This is a genomic window from Pseudomonas sp. LF020, assembly GCF_053456425.1.
Genome location: NZ_JBRFIX010000003.1, coordinates 352,718 through 372,585, shown reverse-complemented (window position 1 = coordinate 372,585; position 19,868 = coordinate 352,718). Strand labels below are relative to the sequence as shown.

General features: G+C 61.7%; 18 protein-coding genes. 11 read left to right on the top strand and 7 right to left on the bottom strand.

Annotated features, from left to right (window positions below; genetic code table 11):
• Nucleotides 1-51: 51 nt before the first annotated feature.
• The 6 genes from ACU680_RS09410 to ACU680_RS09385 all read left to right on the top strand — a co-directional run bounded on the left by ACU680_RS09410 (nt 52) and on the right by ACU680_RS09385 (nt 6,446).
• Entirely contained in the window at nt 52-357 is a 306-nt protein-coding gene (locus ACU680_RS09410) for a DUF3649 domain-containing protein (protein ID WP_448179287.1), read from the top strand.
• A complete protein-coding gene (locus ACU680_RS09405; protein WP_448179286.1) occupies nt 354-1,937 on the top strand; it encodes a PepSY-associated TM helix domain-containing protein in 1,584 nt (527 codons plus the stop codon). The genes ACU680_RS09410 and ACU680_RS09405 overlap by 4 nt, the downstream gene beginning before the upstream one ends.
• Nucleotides 1,937-2,263, top strand: a complete 327-nt coding sequence (locus tag ACU680_RS09400; RefSeq protein ID WP_448179285.1) for a DUF3325 domain-containing protein — start codon at nt 1,937-1,939, stop codon at nt 2,261-2,263. The genes ACU680_RS09405 and ACU680_RS09400 overlap by 1 nt, the downstream gene beginning before the upstream one ends.
• Before the next feature lies 1 nt (nt 2,264).
• Entirely contained in the window at nt 2,265-2,831 is a 567-nt protein-coding gene (locus tag ACU680_RS09395) for an RNA polymerase sigma factor (protein ID WP_003221797.1), read from the top strand.
• The gene (locus tag ACU680_RS09390) at nt 2,828-3,817 is read left to right on the top strand and encodes a FecR family protein (protein ID WP_448179284.1); all 990 of its coding nucleotides are present in this window, start codon (nt 2,828-2,830) and stop codon (nt 3,815-3,817) included. The genes ACU680_RS09395 and ACU680_RS09390 overlap by 4 nt, the downstream gene beginning before the upstream one ends.
• Nucleotides 3,818-4,016: 199 nt before the next feature.
• Complete coding sequence (locus tag ACU680_RS09385; protein ID WP_448179283.1) at nt 4,017-6,446, top strand: TonB-dependent siderophore receptor; 2,430 nt, start codon at nt 4,017-4,019, stop codon at nt 6,444-6,446.
• A 143-nt stretch (nt 6,447-6,589) separates the two neighbouring features.
• On the opposite strand, the gene ACU680_RS09380 is transcribed toward ACU680_RS09385, so the two are convergent.
• Entirely contained in the window at nt 6,590-7,465 is an 876-nt protein-coding gene (locus ACU680_RS09380; protein WP_448179282.1) for a helix-turn-helix domain-containing protein, read from the bottom strand.
• A 253-nt stretch (nt 7,466-7,718) separates the two neighbouring features.
• Here ACU680_RS09380 and ACU680_RS09375 point away from each other — a divergent pair, with 253 nt between their 5' ends.
• On the top strand, nt 7,719-8,621 hold the full coding sequence (locus ACU680_RS09375; RefSeq protein ID WP_448179281.1) for a DMT family transporter: 903 nt from the start codon (nt 7,719-7,721) through the stop codon (nt 8,619-8,621).
• Nucleotides 8,622-8,640: 19 nt separating this feature from the next.
• Here the strand turns inward: ACU680_RS09375 and ACU680_RS09370 are convergent, their stop codons facing one another.
• The 4 genes from ACU680_RS09370 to ACU680_RS09355 form a co-directional block, all read right to left on the bottom strand.
• Nucleotides 8,641-9,150, bottom strand: a complete 510-nt coding sequence (locus ACU680_RS09370; protein WP_448179280.1) for a DUF2165 family protein — start codon at nt 9,148-9,150, stop codon at nt 8,641-8,643.
• Nucleotides 9,151-9,298: 148 nt separating this feature from the next.
• The gene (locus tag ACU680_RS09365) at nt 9,299-10,273 is read right to left on the bottom strand and encodes a 2-hydroxyacid dehydrogenase (protein WP_448179279.1); all 975 of its coding nucleotides are present in this window, start codon (nt 10,271-10,273) and stop codon (nt 9,299-9,301) included.
• 681 nt (nt 10,274-10,954) lie between these two features.
• Complete coding sequence (locus ACU680_RS09360) at nt 10,955-11,329, bottom strand: DUF6124 family protein (RefSeq protein WP_448179278.1); 375 nt, start codon at nt 11,327-11,329, stop codon at nt 10,955-10,957.
• Nucleotides 11,330-11,737: 408 nt separating this feature from the next.
• Nucleotides 11,738-12,706, bottom strand: a complete 969-nt coding sequence (locus ACU680_RS09355; protein WP_258678510.1) for a LysR family transcriptional regulator — start codon at nt 12,704-12,706, stop codon at nt 11,738-11,740.
• Nucleotides 12,707-13,003: 297 nt separating this feature from the next.
• On the opposite strand from ACU680_RS09355, the gene ACU680_RS09350 reads away from it, so the two are divergent.
• From ACU680_RS09350 to ACU680_RS09335, 4 genes are all read left to right on the top strand, one after another.
• On the top strand, nt 13,004-14,503 hold the full coding sequence (locus ACU680_RS09350; protein ID WP_448179277.1) for an efflux transporter outer membrane subunit: 1,500 nt from the start codon (nt 13,004-13,006) through the stop codon (nt 14,501-14,503).
• Between the two features lie 171 nt (nt 14,504-14,674).
• Nucleotides 14,675-16,867 carry an FUSC family protein gene (locus ACU680_RS09345; protein ID WP_448179276.1) on the top strand — a complete coding sequence of 731 codons (2,193 nt, stop codon included), beginning with the start codon at nt 14,675-14,677 and terminating at the stop codon, nt 16,865-16,867.
• Nucleotides 16,857-17,057 carry a DUF1656 domain-containing protein gene (locus tag ACU680_RS09340; RefSeq protein ID WP_003221811.1) on the top strand — a complete coding sequence of 67 codons (201 nt, stop codon included), beginning with the start codon at nt 16,857-16,859 and terminating at the stop codon, nt 17,055-17,057. Before ACU680_RS09345 ends, ACU680_RS09340 begins: the two co-directional genes overlap by 11 nt.
• Before the next feature lie 10 nt (nt 17,058-17,067).
• Nucleotides 17,068-17,931 carry an efflux RND transporter periplasmic adaptor subunit gene (locus ACU680_RS09335; protein ID WP_448179275.1) on the top strand — a complete coding sequence of 288 codons (864 nt, stop codon included), beginning with the start codon at nt 17,068-17,070 and terminating at the stop codon, nt 17,929-17,931.
• Nucleotides 17,932-18,078: 147 nt separating this feature from the next.
• On the opposite strand, the gene ACU680_RS09330 is transcribed toward ACU680_RS09335, so the two are convergent.
• Together ACU680_RS09330 and ACU680_RS09325 are read right to left on the bottom strand one after the other, a co-directional pair.
• Nucleotides 18,079-18,477, bottom strand: coding sequence for a DUF4440 domain-containing protein (locus ACU680_RS09330; RefSeq protein ID WP_448179274.1), 399 nt, complete (start codon nt 18,475-18,477; stop codon nt 18,079-18,081).
• A complete protein-coding gene (locus tag ACU680_RS09325) occupies nt 18,474-19,844 on the bottom strand; it encodes an MFS transporter (RefSeq protein WP_448179273.1) in 1,371 nt (456 codons plus the stop codon). Before ACU680_RS09325 ends, ACU680_RS09330 begins: the two co-directional genes overlap by 4 nt.
• Nucleotides 19,845-19,868 lie beyond the last annotated feature (24 nt).

Genomic DNA, 19,868 nt, shown 5'->3' with positions numbered 1-19,868 from the left:
GCCTGTTGGTTCGGCTTGTCGGCCGGACGTTTTTCGTTTCAGGGTCGAAACATGAAAGGCAAACTCGCCTCACTTCCCATCTCCTATCGTCTGGCGGTCACCTCGCGGATACTGGCGGCGGTATTCGGCGGCTATCTGGTTGCGGCGCTGGCCAGTGTCGCGCTGACGATGTGGCTGCCGTTGAGCCGCGCCGAAGCGGTGGTGACCGGCATGACCATTTCCTTTCTGGTCTATCTGGTGGCGGTGCTGTGGTGTTTCGCTTGCCGCACGGCGTGGTCGGCGTGGGTCGGTTTGCTGGTGCCGAGCGTGATTCTGGCGACGCTGTCGGGTGCCGCACGGGGCTTGGGCTACGCATGAAAGAGGGCTTTCGTCAGTCGATGGCCTGGCTGCACACCTGGACGGGGCTGCTGTTCGGCTGGCTGCTGTTTGCGATTTTCCTGACCGGGACGCTGGCCTATTTCAAGGCTGAAATCAGCCACTGGATGCAGCCGGAAATTCCCGCGCGGTCCATCAATACCGAAGCGAGCCTGACCCTGGCGCAACGTTATCTGCAACAACACGCCGCCGGCGCCTCGCGCTGGCTGATCGACTTGCCCGACGCCCGCGATCCCGGCCTGACGGTGCGCTGGCAGCAGGCGCCGAACAAGCCGGGTGAGCGCGGCAAGTTCGAATCCAGAACACTCGACGCGCAGACCGGCAGCGAAGTCCAGGCCCGCGAAAGCCTGGGCGGCGAGTTCTTCTACCGCTTCCATTTTCAGCTGCAAATGCCCTATCCGTGGGGCCGTTGGCTGGCGACGATGGCGGCGATGGTGATGTTCATCGGGCTGATCACCGGCATCATTACCCACAAGAAAATCTTCAAGGACTTCTTCACCTTTCGCCCGCGCAAAGGCCAGCGTTCATGGCTCGACGGGCATAACGCGGTCGGTGTGCTGGTGCTGCCGTTTCACCTGATGATCACCTACAGCAGCCTGGTGATCTTCATGGCGATGGTCATGCCGGCGAGCATTCTGGCGTCCTATAACGGCGACGTGCGCGCCTTTTACGACGAAGTTTTTCCGGCATCGAAGACCCCTGAGCGGGCCAACCGGGCGACGCCGCTGAGCCCGATGGCGCCACTGCTGGCCAAGGCCAGCGAGCAATGGGCGGGAGGCAGCACCGCGCGGCTGACGGTGAACAACCCGGGGGATGCGAATGCCTCAGTGGTGCTGTCGCGCCGTGGCGACCGCGTCGTCCACGATTTCGGGCGCGCGGTGACGTTCAATGGCGTCACCGGCGAGCGCCTGGGCAACACCCCGGAGCAGCCAGTGGCGATGGCGGTCGGCGGCACGTTCTACGGTTTACACATGGGCCACTTTGCCGGGGCGACATTGCGCTGGCTGTATTTCATCTGCGGTCTGGTGAGTACCGCGATGATCGGCACCGGGCTGGTGATCTGGCTTGGCAAGCGTCAGCTCAAACACGCCAAGAGCGGCGTGATGCCGTTCGAATTGCGTCTGGTGGAAGTGCTGAACATCGCCAGCATGGCCGGGCTGACAGCGGCGGTGGCAGTGTTCTTTTTGGCCAATCGCCTGTTGCCGGCAGATCTGCTCGGGCGCGCCGATCAGGAAGTAAATGCGTTTTTTATTGCCTGGGCGTTGAGCGTGGTGCATGCGTTGCTGCGCAAAGGACGCAAGGCCTGGGTCGAACAGCTCGCGCTGGCTGCCGTGCTGTTTGTCGCGGTGCCACTGATCAATCTGATCACGCCATGGAATCTCGGCGTAACGCTGGTGCAAGGTGACTGGACGCTGGCGGGTTTTGATCTGACGTGCCTGGGCGCAGGCCTGTTCCTCGGCTGGGCCGCATGGAAAATGCAGCGTGCCGGCAGCGCCGTCAGCGTGAAAAAAACACCCCGGGAAAAGCCGCGACCGATCGCGCTTGAGCAGGAGGTCAGCTGATGTTGCTGGCGTTGTTGCTGTGCTACGCCGGGTTCTGCGCGTTGTGTCTGTCGATGCCCCGGCACCACGATGAACTGCTCGGCAACAAACCCTCGGCCCGACGCGCAAGGGTTTTGAAACTCGCCGGTTGGCTATTGCTCGGGTTGTCGCTATGGGCGGCAGTCGCTGCACACGGTTGGAGTTTCGGTCTGGTCGACTGGTTCGCGGTACTCATGCTCAGCGCCTTGGCGTTGGTGCTGTTGCTGCCGTATCGCCCACGTCTGGCCCTCGCGTTGGCCGGGTTGAGCCTGCTGGCCAGCCCGGTCGCTGCCTGGGCGCAGGTCTGACATGCTGATCGGTCATCCCCCGGAATCCCGCGACGATGAACCGCACGGTGCGCGTGCGCATTTTCTTCAGGTGTTCCTGTCGCAGCGCTCGCAGATGGAAGCGCTGGTCAACCGGCGCGTCGGCTGCCGGGCCACGGCGGCGGATCTGGTGCAGGATCTGTTTCTGCGTTTCTGGCGGCGGCCGCTGGTGCAAGTCGAAGAACTCAGCACCTACCTTTTGCGCTGCGCCGGCAACATCGCCATCGATCATTTGCGCAGCGAAGGCACGCGCGTGCGGGTCAACGAGGGCTGGCAACCGGACGCGCCGGACAGCCACGGCAGCGAGCCGCAAGCCGCGCTCGAAGCGGGCAATGATCTGCGCCACGTCGAAGCGGCATTGCGCGCCTTGCCCGAGCGCACCCGGCAGATCTTTTTGCTCAATCGCATCCACGGCCGCAAGTACGCGGACATCGCCAAAGCCATGGGCCTGTCCCAAAGCGCCGTGGAAAAACATATGATGCGCGCCCTCGAGGCCTGCAAGGCCAGCCTGCGCGAGCCCGCGCCACGCCTGCCAGGGAAAGCACCGTGAATCACACCGACCGCGTCACTCCGACGCCCGCTCAGGAGCAGGCCGCGCTCGCCTGGCTGAGTCTGCTGCACGACCGCCCGAGCACCGGCGATCAACTGACCTTCAGCCAATGGCTGCGCGCTGACCCGGCCCATGCCGAGGCTTATGCCCAGGCGCAAGTGCTCTGGGAGTTGAGCGAAAGCCCGGCGCGTACCTTGGCCGCTGAAGACGCATTGGCGTTGCAGGGTTACCTGAATGCGATGGATCGTCCGCGTCGCCCGGCATTTGTGCGCTGGTCGGGCGCGTTGGCGATGGCCGCGTGTCTGATGCTGATGATCAGCCTTGGCACGGGCTGGCAGCCGCAGCGCTGGATCAATGATCTGGGTGCCGATTACGTTTCGGCTCCGGGCGAGATCCGCACCGTAACACTGGCCGATCAATCACAAGTCACGCTGGACGCCGACAGCGCCATCGCCGTGGATTTCAGCCACGGCGAGCGGCGGGTGCAGTTACGGCGCGGCGCCGGTTTTTTCAGTGTGACGCACACCGGCGAACCGTTCGTGGTCGAAGCCGAGAAAGGCCAGGCGCGAGTGCTCGGCACGCAATTCGAAGTACGCCTGCAACCCCATGGCGCGCAGGTCACGGTGCTGTCGGGGCGCGTTGGCGTGACGGCGGATCGCGACGCACAGCAGCAGATTCTGACGGCTGGCCAGCAAGTGGCCTACGGGCAGGGCACAGCGGAGAAACTGCACGCGGTGGACAGCGAGGCGCAACTGGCCTGGCGTCAGGGCTGGCTGACTTACTACAAGGCGTCGCTGGCCGATGTGGTGGAGGATTTGCGGCGCTATTATCCGGGGCGGATTGTTGTGCTCAATGATGAATTGGCGGCACGCAAGGTGAGCGGCAGTTTTCCGAGCAAGGATCCGCAGGCGGTGTTGAGTTCGTTGCAGGGTGTGCTGGGGTTTGAGCAGCATCAGGTGTTGGGGCATCTGATCATTCTGCGGTGAATCGACGTCAAAAGCTCGCAGCCTGCGGCAGCTCCTACAGGGGATCGCGTATACCTGTAGGAGCTGCCGCAGGCTGCGATCTTTTGCTTCTGAAAAATATTTTCAAATGAGTGGTGAGGTAAACCACAGCCCCATCCGTGTAGTGACTGAAACTGCGAGTCATTCGCATCCGTTGCGGTTCTACACAGGTCATTGAGCAATGAAGTCCAGGGCAAAATCGGGTTCGGTCAAACAGTGGTTGGGCGTTTCGGCATTGAGTTTTTCGGCATTGGCGCTATTGCCGATGAGCGTGGCGCTCGCCGCTGAAACCGTCAGCAGTCCGGCGCAGAAGCAGTTCAATTTCTCCCTGAGCGCCAAACCGCTGCCGCAAGCCCTGAGCGACTTCAGCCGCGTCACCGGGCAAAGCGTGGTCTACACCGACGAAGCGCCGTATGGCATTAATGCCCCGGCCGTCAGCGGCCAGATGAGTGCCGAACAAGCGCTGCAACGCTTGCTCAGCGGCTCCGGCATGACCTTCCGCCGTACCGACAGCCACACCCTGGCGTTGGAGCCGCAGCCCACCGAGGGCGCGCTGAATCTCGGCGCGACTACCATCACTTCGATGCGCGACGACTCGATGAGCTACCAGCCGCCGCAGACCAGTTCGGTGATGCGTTCTTCGGCGTCGCTGCAGGAAATCCCGCAGACCGTCAACGTGATCCCGGCCCAGGTGATCCGCGATCAGACCCCGCGCAATCTCGACGATGCGCTGGCCAACGTCAGCGGCATCACTCAGGGCAACACCTTGGGCAGCACCCAGGATTCGGTGATGACCCGCGGTTTCGGCGACAACCGCAACGGCTCGATCATGCGCGACGGCATGCCGATCGTGCAGGGCCGCGGGATGAACGAAACCGTTGATCGCGTCGAAGTGCTCAAAGGCCCGGCCTCGTTGCTTTACGGAATCCAGGACCCGGGCGGCGTGGTCAATCTGGTCAGCAAAAAGCCGGAACTGACCCAATACAACGCCCTGACCCTGCGTGGCTCCACCTACGGCGACGGCAAGAACGGCAGCGGCGGCAGCTTCGACAGCACCGGCGCGCTGGGCGATTCCGGCCTGGCGTATCGCATGGTGCTGGATCACGAAGACGAAGATTACTGGCGCAATTTCGGCACTCACCGCGAGACGCTGATCGCGCCATCGCTGGCCTGGTATGGCGAACGCACCAAGCTGCTGTTCGCCTACGAACACCGCGAATTTCTCACGCCGTTCGACCGTGGCACGCTGATCGATCCGCGCACCAACCACCCGCTGGACATCTCGCGCAACGAGCGTCTGGACGAGCCGTTCAACGACATGGAAGGCCGTTCCGATCTGTACCACTTCGAGGCCGACCACGAACTCAATGACGACTGGAAAGCTCACTTCGGCTACAGCTGGAACCGCGAGACCTACGACGCCAGCCAGGTGCGCGTGACCGCCATCGACACCAAGAAAGGCACGCTGACCCGCAGCATGGACGGCACGCAAGGCGCGATCAGCACTGACCGTTTCACCACCGCCAGTCTCGAAGGCAAGGTCAATGTGCTGGGCATGCAGCATGACCTGGTGTTCGGCGTCGACGACGAGTACCGCAAGATCTACCGCGCCGACCTGATCCGCCAGAAGAGCTTGAGCACCTTCAGCTACGTCAATCCGGTGTATGGCCGTGAAGTCGAGGGCACCACCGTCAGCGCGGCGGACAGCGCGCAGACCGATCTGCTGCGCAGCGATTCGGTGTTTCTGCAGGACTCGATTCACCTCAACGACCAGTGGATTCTGGTCGCCGGCGGGCGCTTCCAGGAGTACGACCAGTACGCCGGCAAAGGCGTGCCGTTCAAGGCCAACACCGACAGCAACGGGCAGAAGTTCGTACCGCGTGCGGGCCTGGTGTATCGCTACACCGACGAGTTGTCGTTCTACGGCAGCTACACCGAATCGTTCAAACCCAACTCGACCATCGCCCCGCTCAGCGGCAGCAGCACCGTGCTCGACGGCAGCATCGCGCCGGAAGAAGCCAAGTCGTGGGAGCTGGGGGCGCGGCTGGATATTCCAGGGCGCATCACCGGCAACATTGCGCTGTTCGACATCAAGAAACGCAACGTGCTGGTGGCCAACGCCGAAGGCCCGACCACGATCTACAGCGCCGCCGGCGAAGTGCGTTCCCGGGGTCTTGAACTGGACCTGACCGGTCAACTGACCGACCGCTGGAGCCTGATCGGCGCCTATGCCTACACCGATGCCGAGGTCACCGAAGACCCGGACTACAAAGGCAATCGCCTGCAAAACGTGGCGAAGAACAGCGGCTCATTGTCGGCGGTGTATGACTTCGGCAGCGTGATCGGTGGTGATCAACTGCGGGTCGGTGCCGGGGCGCGGTATGTCGGCGAGCGAGCAGGCAACGCAGTGAATGATTTCGACCTGCCGAGCTACACCGTGGCCGATGCGTTCGCCACTTACGACACCAAAGTCGAAGGGCAGAAGGTCAAGTTCCAGCTCAACGTGAAGAACCTGTTTGACCGCACCTACTACACCTCGGCGGCGAGCCGGTTCTTTGTATCGATGGGCGATTCGCGGCAGATTTCGCTCTCCAGTACGCTGGAGTTCTGATCGGGGACCGCGTCATCGTTCATCGCTGGCAAGCCAGCTCCCACAGGTTCACGGTCGAGCAAAAATGTTTTGAACGGCCGGAGACATTGTGGGAGCTGGCTTGCCAGCGATAAGGCCCTGACAGACAGCGAAAACATTCGCCTCTAGCGCAAAAACGCCTGCCGATATTCCCCCGGCGTCCCACCCAATACCTGCCGAAACCGGTTGGTGAAATGGCTGGCACTGGCAAACCCGCACGCCAGCGCGATCTCCCCCAGCGGCAATGCCGTTGCGCGCAACAACTCCCGCGCCCGGCTCAAGCGCCGTGCCAGTACGTACTGATGCGGCGGCAGACCGAAGCTCACGCGAAACATCCGCGCAAAGTGGTACTCCGACAATGCACACAATCCGGCCAGTTGTCCGAGGCTGATCGGCTCGGCCAACTGACTGTCGATGAACTCGACCAATTGCCGCCGCTGATGCGGTGCCAGTCCGCCCTTGAGGCGCAAACCCTGGCGCGCGCCGACCTGGCTGAGCAGGGTATGGCTGATCAATTCATGGGCGATGCTGCTGGTCAGCAAGCGTTCGGCAGGTTCGTCCCAATTCAGCGTCAGTAACTGGCGAAAGCGTCCGGCCTGCTGCGGATCTTCCAGAAAGGTCTGCTCACGCAGTTGCATCTCTCGCGGCTCGCGATCGAGCAAGGTGACGCACCCCAACGCAAACTGCTCGGCACTGAAATACAGATGAGCGAGGCGGATATCGCCGTTGATCACCCAACCGGATTCATGATCCGCCGGCAGGATGCACAGCTTGTCCGGCCCACCCTTGTGCGCCGGTTGACCGCGACGAAACGTCCCGGTGCCACCGGCGATGTAGCAGGACAGGGTGTGGTGGCTCGGCGCTGCGTATTCCTGGGCGTCGTGGTGGTTGGTCCACAGGGCCGCAGACAAGCCGTCACCGAGCTCTGCGCTGTGCACAAGGCGTGCGTTCGGCGAGCGGTTGAGGGCTTGAAAGACTTGCAGGGTATCGATAGCGGCCATGTGCGGTTCTCTCCAACGCCTTGCATCCTACTCCGTAGCCGGCGCGCTGCCAGCCTGTCGAGCGACAAAAGCGCAAGAATCTGCAAGCGCCCCGCTCCTGTCTGCCGCACCCTGAATTTCCATTCAACACAACCCTGTGGCGAGGAAGCTTGCTCCCGCCGGGCTGCGCAGCAGCCCATCAGTGAGTGCTGTGCACTCAAGCGCGAGCAAGCTCGCTCGCCACAGAGTGTCCGGTGTCCTCAGGAGTCTCGTCATGAACCTTTCGCTGTATCTGCTGACCGTGCTGATCTGGGGCACCACCTGGATTGCCCTGAAATGGCAATTGGGCGTGGTCGCGATACCGGTGTCGATCGTCTATCGCTTCGGTCTCGCCGCGCTGGTGCTGTTTGCGCTGTTGCTGCTCAGTCGGCGGCTGCAACCGATGAACCGGCGCGGGCATCTGATCTGCGTGGCGCAGGGCTTGTGTCTGTTCTGCGTCAACTTCATGTGCTTTCTGACCGCCAGCCAGTGGATTCCCAGCGGACTGGTGGCGGTGGTGTTTTCCACGGCAACGCTGTGGAACGCGCTCAATGCCCGGGTGTTCTTCGGTCAGCGCATCGCCCGTAACGTGCTGATGGGCGGGGCGCTTGGCTTGCTTGGTCTGGGAATGCTGTTCTGGCCGGAACTGGCCGGCCATCACGCCAGCCCCGAAACGTTGCTGGGTCTTGGCTTGGCGCTGTGCGGCACTCTGTGTTTCTCGGCGGGCAACATGCTCTCGAGCCTGCAGCAGAAGGCCGGTCTGAAACCCTTGACCACCAACGCCTGGGGCATGGCCTATGGCGCGGCGATGTTGTCGGTTTGGTGCCTGGTCAAAGGCATTCCATTCGACATGGACTGGTCGCCGCGTTATGTGGGGGCGCTGCTGTATCTGGTGATCCCGGGTTCGGTGATCGGGTTTACCGCGTACCTGACGCTGGTCGGGCGCATGGGGCCGGAGCGCGCCGCTTACTGCACGGTGCTGTTCCCGGTGGTGGCGCTGAACGTGTCAGCGTTTGCTGAAGGTTATCAGTGGACGGCACCGGCGTTGCTCGGGCTGGTGTTGGTGATGCTGGGTAATGTCTTGGTGTTTCGTAAGCCGAAAACGCTGGTGGCGCCGGTGCAGGGGAAATTGGTATGAAACAAACGATCACTGAACATCAGCGCTCGACTTTCAAGGTGATGTAAATCATCACCGGCAACATGAAGTCTACGATATGCCGGGCCCAGTCTTTGGCATTCCATGATTGTGAAGTGTCCATGTCAAACCATTCCACACCCACGGTTTGCAGGCACACGTAATAAATGAAAATTGCCGCCAATATGCCCATGATCGAGTACTTTTTTGCCTCGTGGAATACCTCTGCAGGCGCGTTGATGTGCCGATAGAGTTGATAGGTGCCTATCAGGCACAACGTCGTATACGTTACTTCCAGCGTGATGATGAACCAATAGATCCGGTGATGAATCATTGGCGAGTCAATGGCTCGGTATTTTATGGACTCACTGGCGGCGGTAGTGTCCATGCTCAGGATATGAGCCACGTACGTGTAGTTAGAATCATAGTCGGTAAAGTTATGAATCATAACCAATACACCAAAGAAGCTGATGTAAGTCATCAATATAACTTTGCTGTAGCGAATAATTTTGTCGGTTGTCAGATTGTTCACGGTATTAGCTCTCCATAGCAGTGATCGATCATTCGATTGCCAGGCAGAGCTTATAATGCTGTTGTTTAATTGGCTTTGTTGTTCAATTTCAAGTTATGTAGGGCGGCAACTAACGGGCAAGTGCGGTTCTGCACTTGCCCGTCATTTTTTATCCGCGCCAGACTTGCGGATTGACCAGGTCCTGCGGGCGTTCGCCGAGCAGCGCGCTGCGCAGATTGGCCAGTGCACGATTGGCCATGGCTTCACGGGTTTCGTTCGTGGCGGAGCCGATGTGCGGCAATGTCACTGCGTTTTTCAGCTGGAACAGCGGCGACTCGGCCAGTGGTTCTTTTTCGTAGACGTCCAGTCCGGCGCCACGGATGCGATTGTTTTGCAGGGCTTCGATCAGGGCCGGCTCGTCGACCACTGGGCCACGGGAGATGTTGACCAGAATCGCACCTGGCTTCATCAGCGCCAGTTCGCGGTGGCTGATGAGGTGTCGGGTCTTGTCGCTGAGCGGCACCACCAGGCAAACGAAGTCGGCTTCGGCCAGCAGTTGGTCGAGGCTGCGAAATTGCGCGCCGAGTTGCTGTTCCAGTTCCGGCTTGCGGCTGTTGCCGCTGTAGAGGATCGGCATGTTGAAACCGAAATGGCCCCGGCGGGCGACGGCGGCGCCGATGTTGCCCATGCCGACGATGCCCAGGGTCTTGCCGTGGACGTCACAGCCGAACAAGGGGGCGCTGACGCTGGCTTGCCATTGGCCGGCCTTGGTCCAGGCGTCGAGTTCGGCGACGCGGCGGGCGCTGCTCATGATCAGGGCGAAGGCGAGGTCGGCGGTGCTTTCAGTGAGCACGTCCGGGGTGTTGGTGAGCATGATCCCGCGTTCGTTGAAGTAGTCGAGGTCGTAGTTGTCGTAGCCGACGGAGACGCTGGAGACCACTTCAAGTTTTTCGGCGGTTTCGAGTTGGGCTTTGCCGAGTTTGCGGCCGACGCCGATCAGGCCGTGGGCGTGGGGGAGGGCTTCGTTGAATTGGGCGTTGATGTCGCCGTTCTTTGGGTTGGGGACGATGACATCGAACTCTTGCTGCAGGCGCTCGATCATGGGCGGGGTGATGCGGCTGAAGGCCAGGACTGTTTTTTTCATCGCTATGGGCTCGGCTTCGGGGCTTTATTGCCAAGCAAGCTAACATTTCTGTTTTGGGTTGTCTTGGCGGCCTCTGGGCCGACCATGTTTTGGGTTGATGGGGGGCATATCCGTTGCTTCGGGTGTTGCGGCTGACGGTTTCGCTCTTACAGCGAGTCACTTTTCCAGACGCCGAAAAGTAACCAAAAGGCTTGGCCCCGGCGTACGGCCCTCGCTTAGGCTCGGGTTCCTTCGCTGCGGGATTCATCCGGGGGCATCGCCTCCGGTTTGCTTCGCTGCACCTCCTCTCGATGTATGCGGCTTCGCCGCATGGCGCTGCGCGCCTACCCCCGGATAAACCCCTCCACTCAGCCTGCCGAAGGGGCCGGCACGGCAAGATCAAGAGCTTTCGGCGAGCTGACACTCGGCCATTTGAGTGGTGAAAAGCATGCGCTCGGCTTGGGCTGCTTTGCTTTTCTGTGGGAGCTGGCTTGCCAGCGATGGCGGCCTGACAGCCGACCAGACTTCAACTGAATGCATCCAGTCACTGTGGAAGCTGGCTTGCCAGCGATGGCGGCCTACGAGCCGACCATTCTCCAACAGACCAAACCCATTCCAACTGTAGGAGTGAGCCTGCTCGCGAAAGCGGTGTGTCAGGCACCAAAAATATTGAATGGGCTGACGCTTTCGCGAGCAGGGGGATTAGTTGTGTGTTGGAGACTGCGAGATTTCGTGGTTATCCAGCACCCGATTCACCGCCAGTTCAGCCAGCATGATGATCTGCTGAATCGCCAGTATCGTCTGCCGCTGCGGGCTTTCGACATAGGCCGCGATGTCGCTGGTCATGATGCTTGCCGAAGCCAGTGATTCGCAGGCGTGGACCAGCAGGCTTTCGTTGTCCATGTCGGGGGCGACCTGGAACATGCTGCTGGGTTTGTGGAATCTCACAGCGGCGGCGGAAGGTTTCAGGTAATGGTCGAGTGCACGTTCGGCGGCGTCGTGGAGTTTTTTTGAATCGAGGGATTCGTAGGGGGAGGTGCTTTCCGCTTGGGGCGGATTGGGTGAGGGCTTAATCATGGCAAAGATCCTTTTGACGAAATGGAACTGCCACTTTTCGTTTTCCAGGCGAAGTGGGTGGCAGCTGTACGCAGGCTGGAAAAACCGGCAAAGGATCAAACCCGGCAGACCCGAGGGTCTCCCACGTACAGCCGCCATAACTGAAACACCGGCGCTGAAAAAGCGCGGCATTATGTCATGTGCTTTGACCCTTCGGGTTTTCCAGACCCGGTCGCTGATGTGTCAGCGACCGAACCAGCCTATCCACCCAACTTCCGACCCACAACCGTCAAAACCTGTCGGAAAACTCCCTCCAAATCACCGCTTCTGTAGGAGCTGCCGTAGGCTGCGATCTTTTGATTTTTAAACATCAAGGTCAAAAGATCGCAGCCTGCGGCAGCTCCTACAGTGAGCACCGTGTGTTGAAAATCAGTTGGCGACACGGGCTCCGGCGAGGCTGCCGCTTAACTCGTAGGCGGCCAGTTCTGCCTGATGCGCGGCGAGGATTTCCGGCAGTGACCCGCGCAAGTACTCGACCCAGGTCTTGATCTTCGCGTCCAGGTATTGCCGCGACGGGTAGATCGCGTACAGGTTGAGTTCCTGCGAGCGGTAGTTGGGCATCATCCGTACCAGCGTGCCGTTGCGCAGGCCTTCGATGGCGGCGTACACCGGCAGCACGCCGACGCCCATGCCGCTGATGATCGCGGCTTTCATCGCGTCGGCGGAGTTCACCAGGAACGGCGAGCTGTTGATGGTGACCATTTCCTGGCCTTCGGGGCCGTTGAAGGCCCATTTTTCCAGGGGGATCACCGGGCTGACGAGGCGCAGGCAGGCGTGGTTCAGCAGGTCGCTGGGTTTTTGCGCGCAACCGTTGGCTTTCACGTAGGCCGGGGAGGCGCAGACGATGCTGTAGGTGATGCCCAGGCGTTGCGAGACGAAGCCCGAGTCGGGCAGTTCGCTGGCCAGCACGATGGACACGTCGTAGCCCTCGTCGAGCAGGTCCGGCACGCGGTTGGCCATGGTCAGGTCGAAGGTCACGTCCGGGTGGGTCTTGCGGTAGCGGGCGATGGCGTCGATCACGAAGTGCTGGCCGATACCGGTCATGGTGTGCACTTTCAGCTGGCCGGCGGGGCGCGCGTGGGCCTGGCTGGCCTCGGCTTCGGCTTCTTCGACGTAGGCCAGGATCTGCTCACAGCGCAACAGGTAGCGCTTGCCGGCCTCGGTCAGGGCGATGCGCCGGGTCGTGCGATTGAGCAGGCGGGTTTGCAGGTGGGCTTCCAGGTTGGAGACCGCGCGCGAGACGTTGGCCGTGGTGGTGTCGAGTTGCACGGCGGCGGCGGTGAAGCTGCCGGCTTCGGCCACACAACTGAAGGCGCGCATGTTTTGCAATGTGTCCATGGGGTGCTCTCAAGGGAGATGGCAAATTGTGACACGAAGTTTCAGGGGCTGAGACCCCCGACCAAGGGATTATCTCGTTAACGGTAACAAAGATTCACAGGAATCCCAGCTTATCGCCGTTCAGGCCGCCCCCTAGAATTGCGCCGTTCCCTGTAGGAGCTGCCGAAGGCTGCGATCTTTTGATTTTGTTTTAAGGGAATCAAGATCAGAAGATCGTCCGAACGCGGCCCGAGCCTTCGGCAGCTCCTGCAGAAGGGAACATGCCCCCGCCTTATCCTCTTTCAGGAATTCGCAGCTGTGCCGCGTCGCATCATCAGAGCGCTTTTGCCGCTCAGTGTTCTGGCTTTTACCCTGGGTCTCAGCGGCTGCATCTCAACGCAAGGAATTGCCCCGCATAGCAAGGCATTGGAAGCCGACGCACTGGCCACTGACGACGCCATCGCCCACGCCGCCCGTGACGCACACTGGCCCACCGCACAATGGTGGCAAGCCTACGGCGACCCGCAACTCAATCACTGGATCGACCTCGCCGTGCAGGGCAGTCCGAGCATGGCCATGGCAGCGGCGCGGGTGCGTCAGGCCAAGGCGCTGGCCGGTGTCGCCGAGGCCGCGGAGTCGCTGCAGATCAATGGCGAGTCGACGCTCAAGCGCCACAACTGGCCGACCGATCAGTTCTACGGCCCGGGCGAGCTGGCCAACACCACCACTTGGGACAACAACGCCGCGCTGGGTTTCAGCTACGCCCTCGACCTCTGGGGCCGGGAAAGCAACGCCAGCGAGCGCGCGGTGGATCTGGCGCACATGAGCGCCGCCGAAGCGCGGCTGGCGCAACTGGAATTGCAGAGCAACCTGGTGCGTGCCTACATCGAGCTGTCGCTGCATTACGCCCAGCGCGACATCGTCGCCGCGACGCTCAAGCAGCAACAGCAAATTCTCGATCTGGCGCAGAAGCGTCTGGACGGCGGCATCGGCACGCACTTCGAAGTCAGCCAGGCCGAAACGCCATTGCCGGAAACCCATCGGCAACTGGATGCGCTGGACGAAGAAATTGCCCTGAGCCGTAACCAGATCGCCGCGCTGGCGGGCAAAGGCCCGGGCGACGGGGCGAAGTTGCAGCGGCCGACTCTGGCGCTGGGTGCTGCGTTGAAACTGCCATCGGCCTTGCCTGCCGAGCTGCTCGGTCAGCGCCCGGACGTGGTTGCCAGTCGCTGGCAAGTAGCGGCGCAGGCACGCGGTATCGATGTGGCGCATGCCGGGTTTTATCCCAACGTCGATCTGGTCGGCAGCCTCGGCTACATGGCCACCGGTGGCGGGGCGCTGGAGTTTTTGACCGGCAAGAAGCTCAACTACAACGTCGGCCCGGCGATCTCGCTGCCGATCTTCGACGGTGGGCGTTTGCGCAGTGAGCTGGGCGAAGCGTCCGCCGGGTATGACATCGCCGTGGCGCATTACAACCAGACGCTGGTCAATGCGCTGAAGAACATCTCCGACCAGTTGATCCGCCGCGAGTCGATGGACAAGCAGCAAGCCTTCGCCGCCGAGTCGGTGGCCACTGCGCAGAAGACCTACGACATCGCAATGATCGCCTATCAGCGTGGCCTCACCGATTACCTCAACGTGCTCAATGCGCAGACCTTGCTGTTCAAGCAACAGCAAGTGCAGCAGCAGGTGCAGGCGGCGCGCTTGAGTGCGCATGCCGAGCTGGTGACGGCACTGGGTGGCGGCCTTGGGGCTGGCAATGACGTGCCGACCACCGAGCAAACGGCAGCCCCGAAAACCCCGGCCCTGCTGCGGTGAACACCACCTCAACGGCATGCGCAAACCTGTGGCGAGGGAGCTTGCTCCCGCTGGGCTGCGCAGCAGCCCCAAAAATCTTGTGAGCGCTGCGCACTCAAGCGGGAGCAAGCTCCCTCGCCACAGGAATTGCGTGATCCACAGACTTTTCCTTCATTTATCGAGCAAGTCCAAATGACTCCCTTGCCCGCACCTCTACGCTGGCTCTACTCCCTGGAATGGCGCCGGGGTTTGTTTGACTGGGCGCGCAGCGATGGCGTGACCTGGGTGTATATCTTCAAGGTATTGCTCGCCGCGTTCCTCACGCTGTGGCTGGCGATGCGCCTGGAGTTGCCGCAACCGCGTACGGCGATGATCACCGTATTCATCGTCATGCAGCCGCAAAGCGGCCAGGTGTTCGCCAAGAGTTTCTATCGCTTCCTCGGCACCCTGGCCGGGTCGGCGATGATGGTCACGCTGATCGCGCTGTTCGCGCAGAACACCGAGTTGTTCCTCGGTTCGCTGGCGATCTGGGTCGGTATCTGCTCGGCCGGTGCGGCGCGTTGCCGTAACTTTCGCGCCTACGGTTTTGTCCTTGCCGGCTACACCGCAGCGATGGTCGGCCTGCCGGCGCTGGCGCATCCGGACGGTGCGTTCATGGCCGCCGTCTGGCGGGTGCTGGAGATCTCGCTGGGGATCCTCTGCTCGACCGTGGTCAGCGCCGCGATCCTGCCGCAAACCGCCAGCGCGGCGATGCGCAACGCGCTGTATCAGCGCTTCGGCGTGTTCGCGTTGTTCGTCACCGATGGCCTGCGCGGGCGTAGCAAAGCCGAGTCGTTCGAAGCGAGCAACGTGCGCTTCATCGCCGAAGCGGTAGGCCTGGAAGGGCTGCGCAGCGTCACCGTGTTCGAAGACCCGCACATGCGTCGGCGCAACGGTCGTCTCAGTCGCTTGAACAGCGAGTTCATGGGCATCACCACGCGCTTCAACGCGCTGCATCAGTTGCTCGAACGCCTGCGCGTGAATGACGAAGAACACGTGGTGGCCGCGATCAGACCGGGCCTGCAGGATCTGGCCGAGGTGCTCGACGGCTTCAGTGGCCGCGCCTTGACCAGCCCGGACGCCGCACGTCTGGCAACGGCGTTGGCCACGTACAAGGAAGGCCTGCCGACGCGGGTGCGCAGCCTGCGTGCAGCCTTTCAGGAAACCGGTCCGAGTGAAGCCGAACAACTGGATTTTCACACCGCGTACGAACTGCTCTATCGCTTCGTCGACGACCTGCACAATTATGCACAGACCCACGCGTCGCTGGCCGATCACCGCCACGAGCGTGAGCGCTGGGACGAGCCGTTCACCCCGCAAACCAACTGGTGGGCTGCTGCCGCTTCGGGGATTCGCGCCTCGTTCATCCTGATTGTGCTCGGTAGTTACTGGGTCGCCACCGCGTGGCCGAGCGGCGCGACCATGACCCTGATCGCTGCTGCCACCGTGGGCCTGTCCGCCGCCACGCCGAACCCCAAACGCATGGCGTTCCAGATGGCCTGCGGGACGTTCCTCGGGGCGCTGATCGGCTTCGTCGAGATGTTTTTCATCTTCCCGTGGATCGACGGTTTTCCGCTGCTGTGTGTGATGCTCGCGCCGGTGATCGTGCTCGGCTCGTTCCTCGCTTCGCGACCGCAATACGCCGGGGTCGGTCTCGGTTTGTTGATCTTCTTCAGCACCGGTTCGGTGCCGGATAACCTGACCATTTACAACCCCTACACCTTCATCAACGACTACATCGCCATGGTCATGGGCATGCTGGTGTGCGCGGCGGCGGGGGCGATCATTCTGCCGCCGAACAGCCGCTGGTTGTGGAAGCGCCTGGAGCAGGATCTGCGTGAGCAAGTGGTCTATGCGATCAGCGGCAAACTTAAGGGCCTGGCGTCGAGTTTCGAGAGTCGCACCCGTGATCTGTTGCATCAGGCTTATGGTCTGGCGGCAGGTCAGCCAATCGTGCAGAAGAACCTGCTGCGCTGGATGTTCGTGGTGCTCGAAGTCGGTCACGCGATCATCGAGTTGCGCAAGGAACAGGCGATCCTCCCGGTGCACCCGGCGTACGCCGAATCGCAGCCGTGGCGTCAGGCGATCCGTGTGATGGGCCGGGCGCTGGTGCGCCTGTTTCTGCAACCGAACCCGAGCAATCTGGAGCGCGCACTGGTGGCGGTCGATCACGCGATCAGCCGGGTCGCCGCGACTGATGAGCCGTTTGCGCCGCACTTTGACACGTCCGCGTTACGCCGGGTGAAGAGCTATCTGCACTTCATCCGCACCTCGTTGCTCGACCCGCAATCACCACTCGCTGCCTACGCCGTCGCCAAGCCCGAAGGACTTGCCCATGCCTCGTGAAATCGCCTTCCACGGCGTGTACATGCCGACCATGACCCTGATGTTTTTTGTCGCTGCGGCGCTGGCCTGGGCGCTGGACCGGTTCCTGTCGGGGTTTGATCTGTACCGTTTTTTCTGGCACCCGGCGTTGCTGCGCCTGAGTCTGTTTACCTGTCTGTTCGGCGCCATGGCGCTGACTGTCTACCGTTGAGAACGCTCTGATGAAAAAGTTTTTCAGCCTGCTTGCGACCCTGCTGGTGCTGGCCCTGGCGCTGTGGATCGGCCGGACCCTGTGGGAGCACTACATGAATACGCCGTGGACCCGTGACGGCCGCGTTCGTGCCGACATCATCAACGTCGCCGCCGACGTCACCGGTGAAGTCATTGATGTGCCGGTGCGCGACAACCACTTGGTGAAGAAGGGCGACCTGCTGATGCAGATCGACCCGGAGCACTACCGCATCGCGGTCAAGCAGGCGCAGTCGCTGGTGGCTTCGCGCAAGTCGACCTGGGAGATGCGCAAGGTCAACGCCCATCGCCGCGCTGATCTGGACAACCTGGTGATCTCCAAGGAAAACCGCGACGACGCCAGCAACATCGCCGACGCCGCACTGGCCGATTACCAACACGCACAAGCGCAACTGGAAGCCGCCGAACTCAACCTCAAACGCACCGAAGTGCGCGCGGCGGTGGACGGCTACGTGACCAACCTCAACGTGCATCGCGGCGATTACGCGCGCATCGGCGAAGCGAAAATGGCCGTGGTCGACATGAACTCGTTCTGGGTGTACGGCTTCTTCGAAGAGACCAAACTGCCGCACGTGCGCGTGGGTGACAAGGCCGACATGCAACTGATGAGCGGCGAAGTATTGAAGGGCCACGTGGAGAGCATCTCTCGCGGCATCTACGACCGCGACAACCCGGAAAGCCGCGAGCTGATCGCCGACGTCAACCCGACGTTCAACTGGGTACGTCTGGCGCAGCGGGTGCCGGTGCGCATTCACATTGATGAAGTGCCGGAGGGGGTGTTGCTGGTGGCGGGGATTACTTGCACGGTGGTGGTGAAGCAGGACGCTGTCGAGTAGCCCTGTGGCGAGGGAGCTTGCTCCCGCTGGGCTGCGCAGCAGCCCCAAAACCTGCTAGCCAGTGAGGTCAGACACACCGCGTAGACAGGTTTGGCGGCTGCTACGCAGCCGAGCGGGAGCAAGCTCCCTCGCCACAATGGGATTCCATCAGCCTTGGCAAAACGTCTCCTGCAAATGCCGCCACAGCACCCGCCCGGCTTCGGTCTTTTCAAACACCACCGTCGACCGGCGATCGGTGTGCAACCCGCTCGCATCGCTCTGCTGCTCGCGATAACTCAGCGTCGCGCCATGCGCGTGCAGGGCAATCCCGCGCAGCTCACTGAGCTCGATCCTGAACCCGGGCTTCTTCCCGCCCGCCGCCTGAAACAGCCCGCGCAAGGCTTCGATATCCAGCACCCGGCCCAGCGGCGTGACCATGGAAAAATTCGCCGCGAACCGACTCAGCAAGCTCTCAAGTTCCGCCGGATCCTGTTCCACGGCAAACCATCGTTCGATGACCAGGTGGGCCTGGATCACTTCATCAAAATATTCGTTGTAGTCAATCATGTGGATTTTTCCTGAAGGGGAGGTGGACTCAGCAGGGCGAGTACTTTGGAGGCGTCGAATCGCAGCACGGCGACAATTGGCAGCAATGTGAGCAAGGCCGCCGCGACAAAGCAGTATTGGAAACCGTGGCCGCCCAGTGCACCCAACAGCGAACTGAGCAGCGCGGCGCCAAGACAGAAACCGAGCTGGCGATTGATGTTCCACAGGGCGCTGGAGTGGCCCATTTTTTCCGGCGCGATGCCGACAAATGCCAGGGTCTGCGCGGTCACGCTGCACAGGCTGCCGCCCAGTCCCATCAAGGCATAGGCAATGACCAGCGGCGCGGCGGCGGGTTGTTCGATGCGCATCAGCAGGACAATCCCCAGGCACTGCAAAAGCATCCCGGTGATCAGTAACGGTTTGGGGCCAATGCGGTTGAAACTGCGTTTGCCGAGCATGATCGCCACACTCGATGCGGCCGCCCAGGACAACATCAGCGCACCGGTCTGTGTTGCACCGAAACCGAGGTCGTGCAGGTACAGCACGGCAATCATGTTGGTGCCGGTAAACACCCCGGGCACGAACAGGTAGATCAACATCGCCAGGCGCAACGACGGACTCTTGAGCAGTTGCAGGTCGAGCACCGCGTCAGGTTTGTGCCAGCCATCACGCAGGTACAGCCATAAGGTCAGGACGCCGAGCAGCAAAACCCCGGCGGCGAGGTGACGGGTAGCGGCGGCGCTCGCCAGGCTCACGGCAATCAACAACAGAGTCAGGGCTGCCACCGCCAGCAGCAGGCCGCGCAGATCCAGTGTCGGGCGTTGCGTACCGGGTTGATCCGCTTTCAACCACAGCAGACCCAGACCGAACGCGAGCAGCGCCATTGGCATGTTCAGGTAGAAAATCCAGCGCCACGACAACGCCTCGACGATCAGGCCACCCGCCGCCGGTGACAGGGCCGGCACCATCAGCGCGACCATCAGCACCACGCCGGTCAAGTGCGCGCGTTGTGTCGCTGGATACTGCCGATAGGCCAAGGCCTGACCGATCGGCAGCAGCAACCCACCGCCGAGCCCTTGCAGCAGGCGCCAGCCGATCAGGCTTTCAATCGACCCGGCCTGGGCCACCAGACCGGAAGCGATGCCGAACAGCAGCAGCGAGCCGAGTATCAGCCGCCGCTCGCCCAACCGCGCTGCCAGCCACACGCTCAGCGGAATGACCAGCGTCAGCCCGAGCATGTAGGCGTTGGTGATCCACGCCAATTGCGTCACCGAGGCCTGTAATTCCCGGGCGATGTCCGGGTAGGCAATGCTCGCGGCGAACATGTTCAACAGGTCGAGGGCGAACCCGAACAGATACACCAGCGCGACTTTCGAGCGATAGGCCATGGCAGCTTCCCTGTGATGAGACGT

Bases quoted from the DNA above. Each gene is read 5' to 3' on its own strand.
- ACU680_RS09395 (WP_003221797.1), top strand. From the start codon at position 2,265: ATGCTGATCGGTCATCCCCCGGAATCCCGCGACGATGAACCGCACGGT.
- ACU680_RS09340 (WP_003221811.1), top strand. From the start codon at position 16,857: ATGCCTCGTGAAATCGCCTTCCACGGCGTGTACATGCCGACCATGACC.
- ACU680_RS09335 (WP_448179275.1), top strand. From the start codon at position 17,068: ATGAAAAAGTTTTTCAGCCTGCTTGCGACCCTGCTGGTGCTGGCCCTG.
- ACU680_RS09405 (WP_448179286.1), top strand. From the start codon at position 354: ATGAAAGAGGGCTTTCGTCAGTCGATGGCCTGGCTGCACACCTGGACG.
- ACU680_RS09325 (WP_448179273.1), bottom strand. From the start codon at position 19,844: ATGGCCTATCGCTCGAAAGTCGCGCTGGTGTATCTGTTCGGGTTCGCC.
- ACU680_RS09365 (WP_448179279.1), bottom strand. From the start codon at position 10,273: ATGAAAAAAACAGTCCTGGCCTTCAGCCGCATCACCCCGCCCATGATC.
- ACU680_RS09355 (WP_258678510.1), bottom strand. From the start codon at position 12,706: ATGGACACATTGCAAAACATGCGCGCCTTCAGTTGTGTGGCCGAAGCC.
- ACU680_RS09380 (WP_448179282.1), bottom strand. From the start codon at position 7,465: ATGGCCGCTATCGATACCCTGCAAGTCTTTCAAGCCCTCAACCGCTCG.
- ACU680_RS09375 (WP_448179281.1), top strand. From the start codon at position 7,719: ATGAACCTTTCGCTGTATCTGCTGACCGTGCTGATCTGGGGCACCACC.
- ACU680_RS09345 (WP_448179276.1), top strand. From the start codon at position 14,675: ATGACTCCCTTGCCCGCACCTCTACGCTGGCTCTACTCCCTGGAATGG.
- ACU680_RS09400 (WP_448179285.1), top strand. From the start codon at position 1,937: ATGTTGCTGGCGTTGTTGCTGTGCTACGCCGGGTTCTGCGCGTTGTGT.
- ACU680_RS09385 (WP_448179283.1), top strand. From the start codon at position 4,017: ATGAAGTCCAGGGCAAAATCGGGTTCGGTCAAACAGTGGTTGGGCGTT.
- ACU680_RS09360 (WP_448179278.1), bottom strand. From the start codon at position 11,329: ATGATTAAGCCCTCACCCAATCCGCCCCAAGCGGAAAGCACCTCCCCC.
- ACU680_RS09330 (WP_448179274.1), bottom strand. From the start codon at position 18,477: ATGATTGACTACAACGAATATTTTGATGAAGTGATCCAGGCCCACCTG.
- ACU680_RS09410 (WP_448179287.1), top strand. From the start codon at position 52: ATGAAAGGCAAACTCGCCTCACTTCCCATCTCCTATCGTCTGGCGGTC.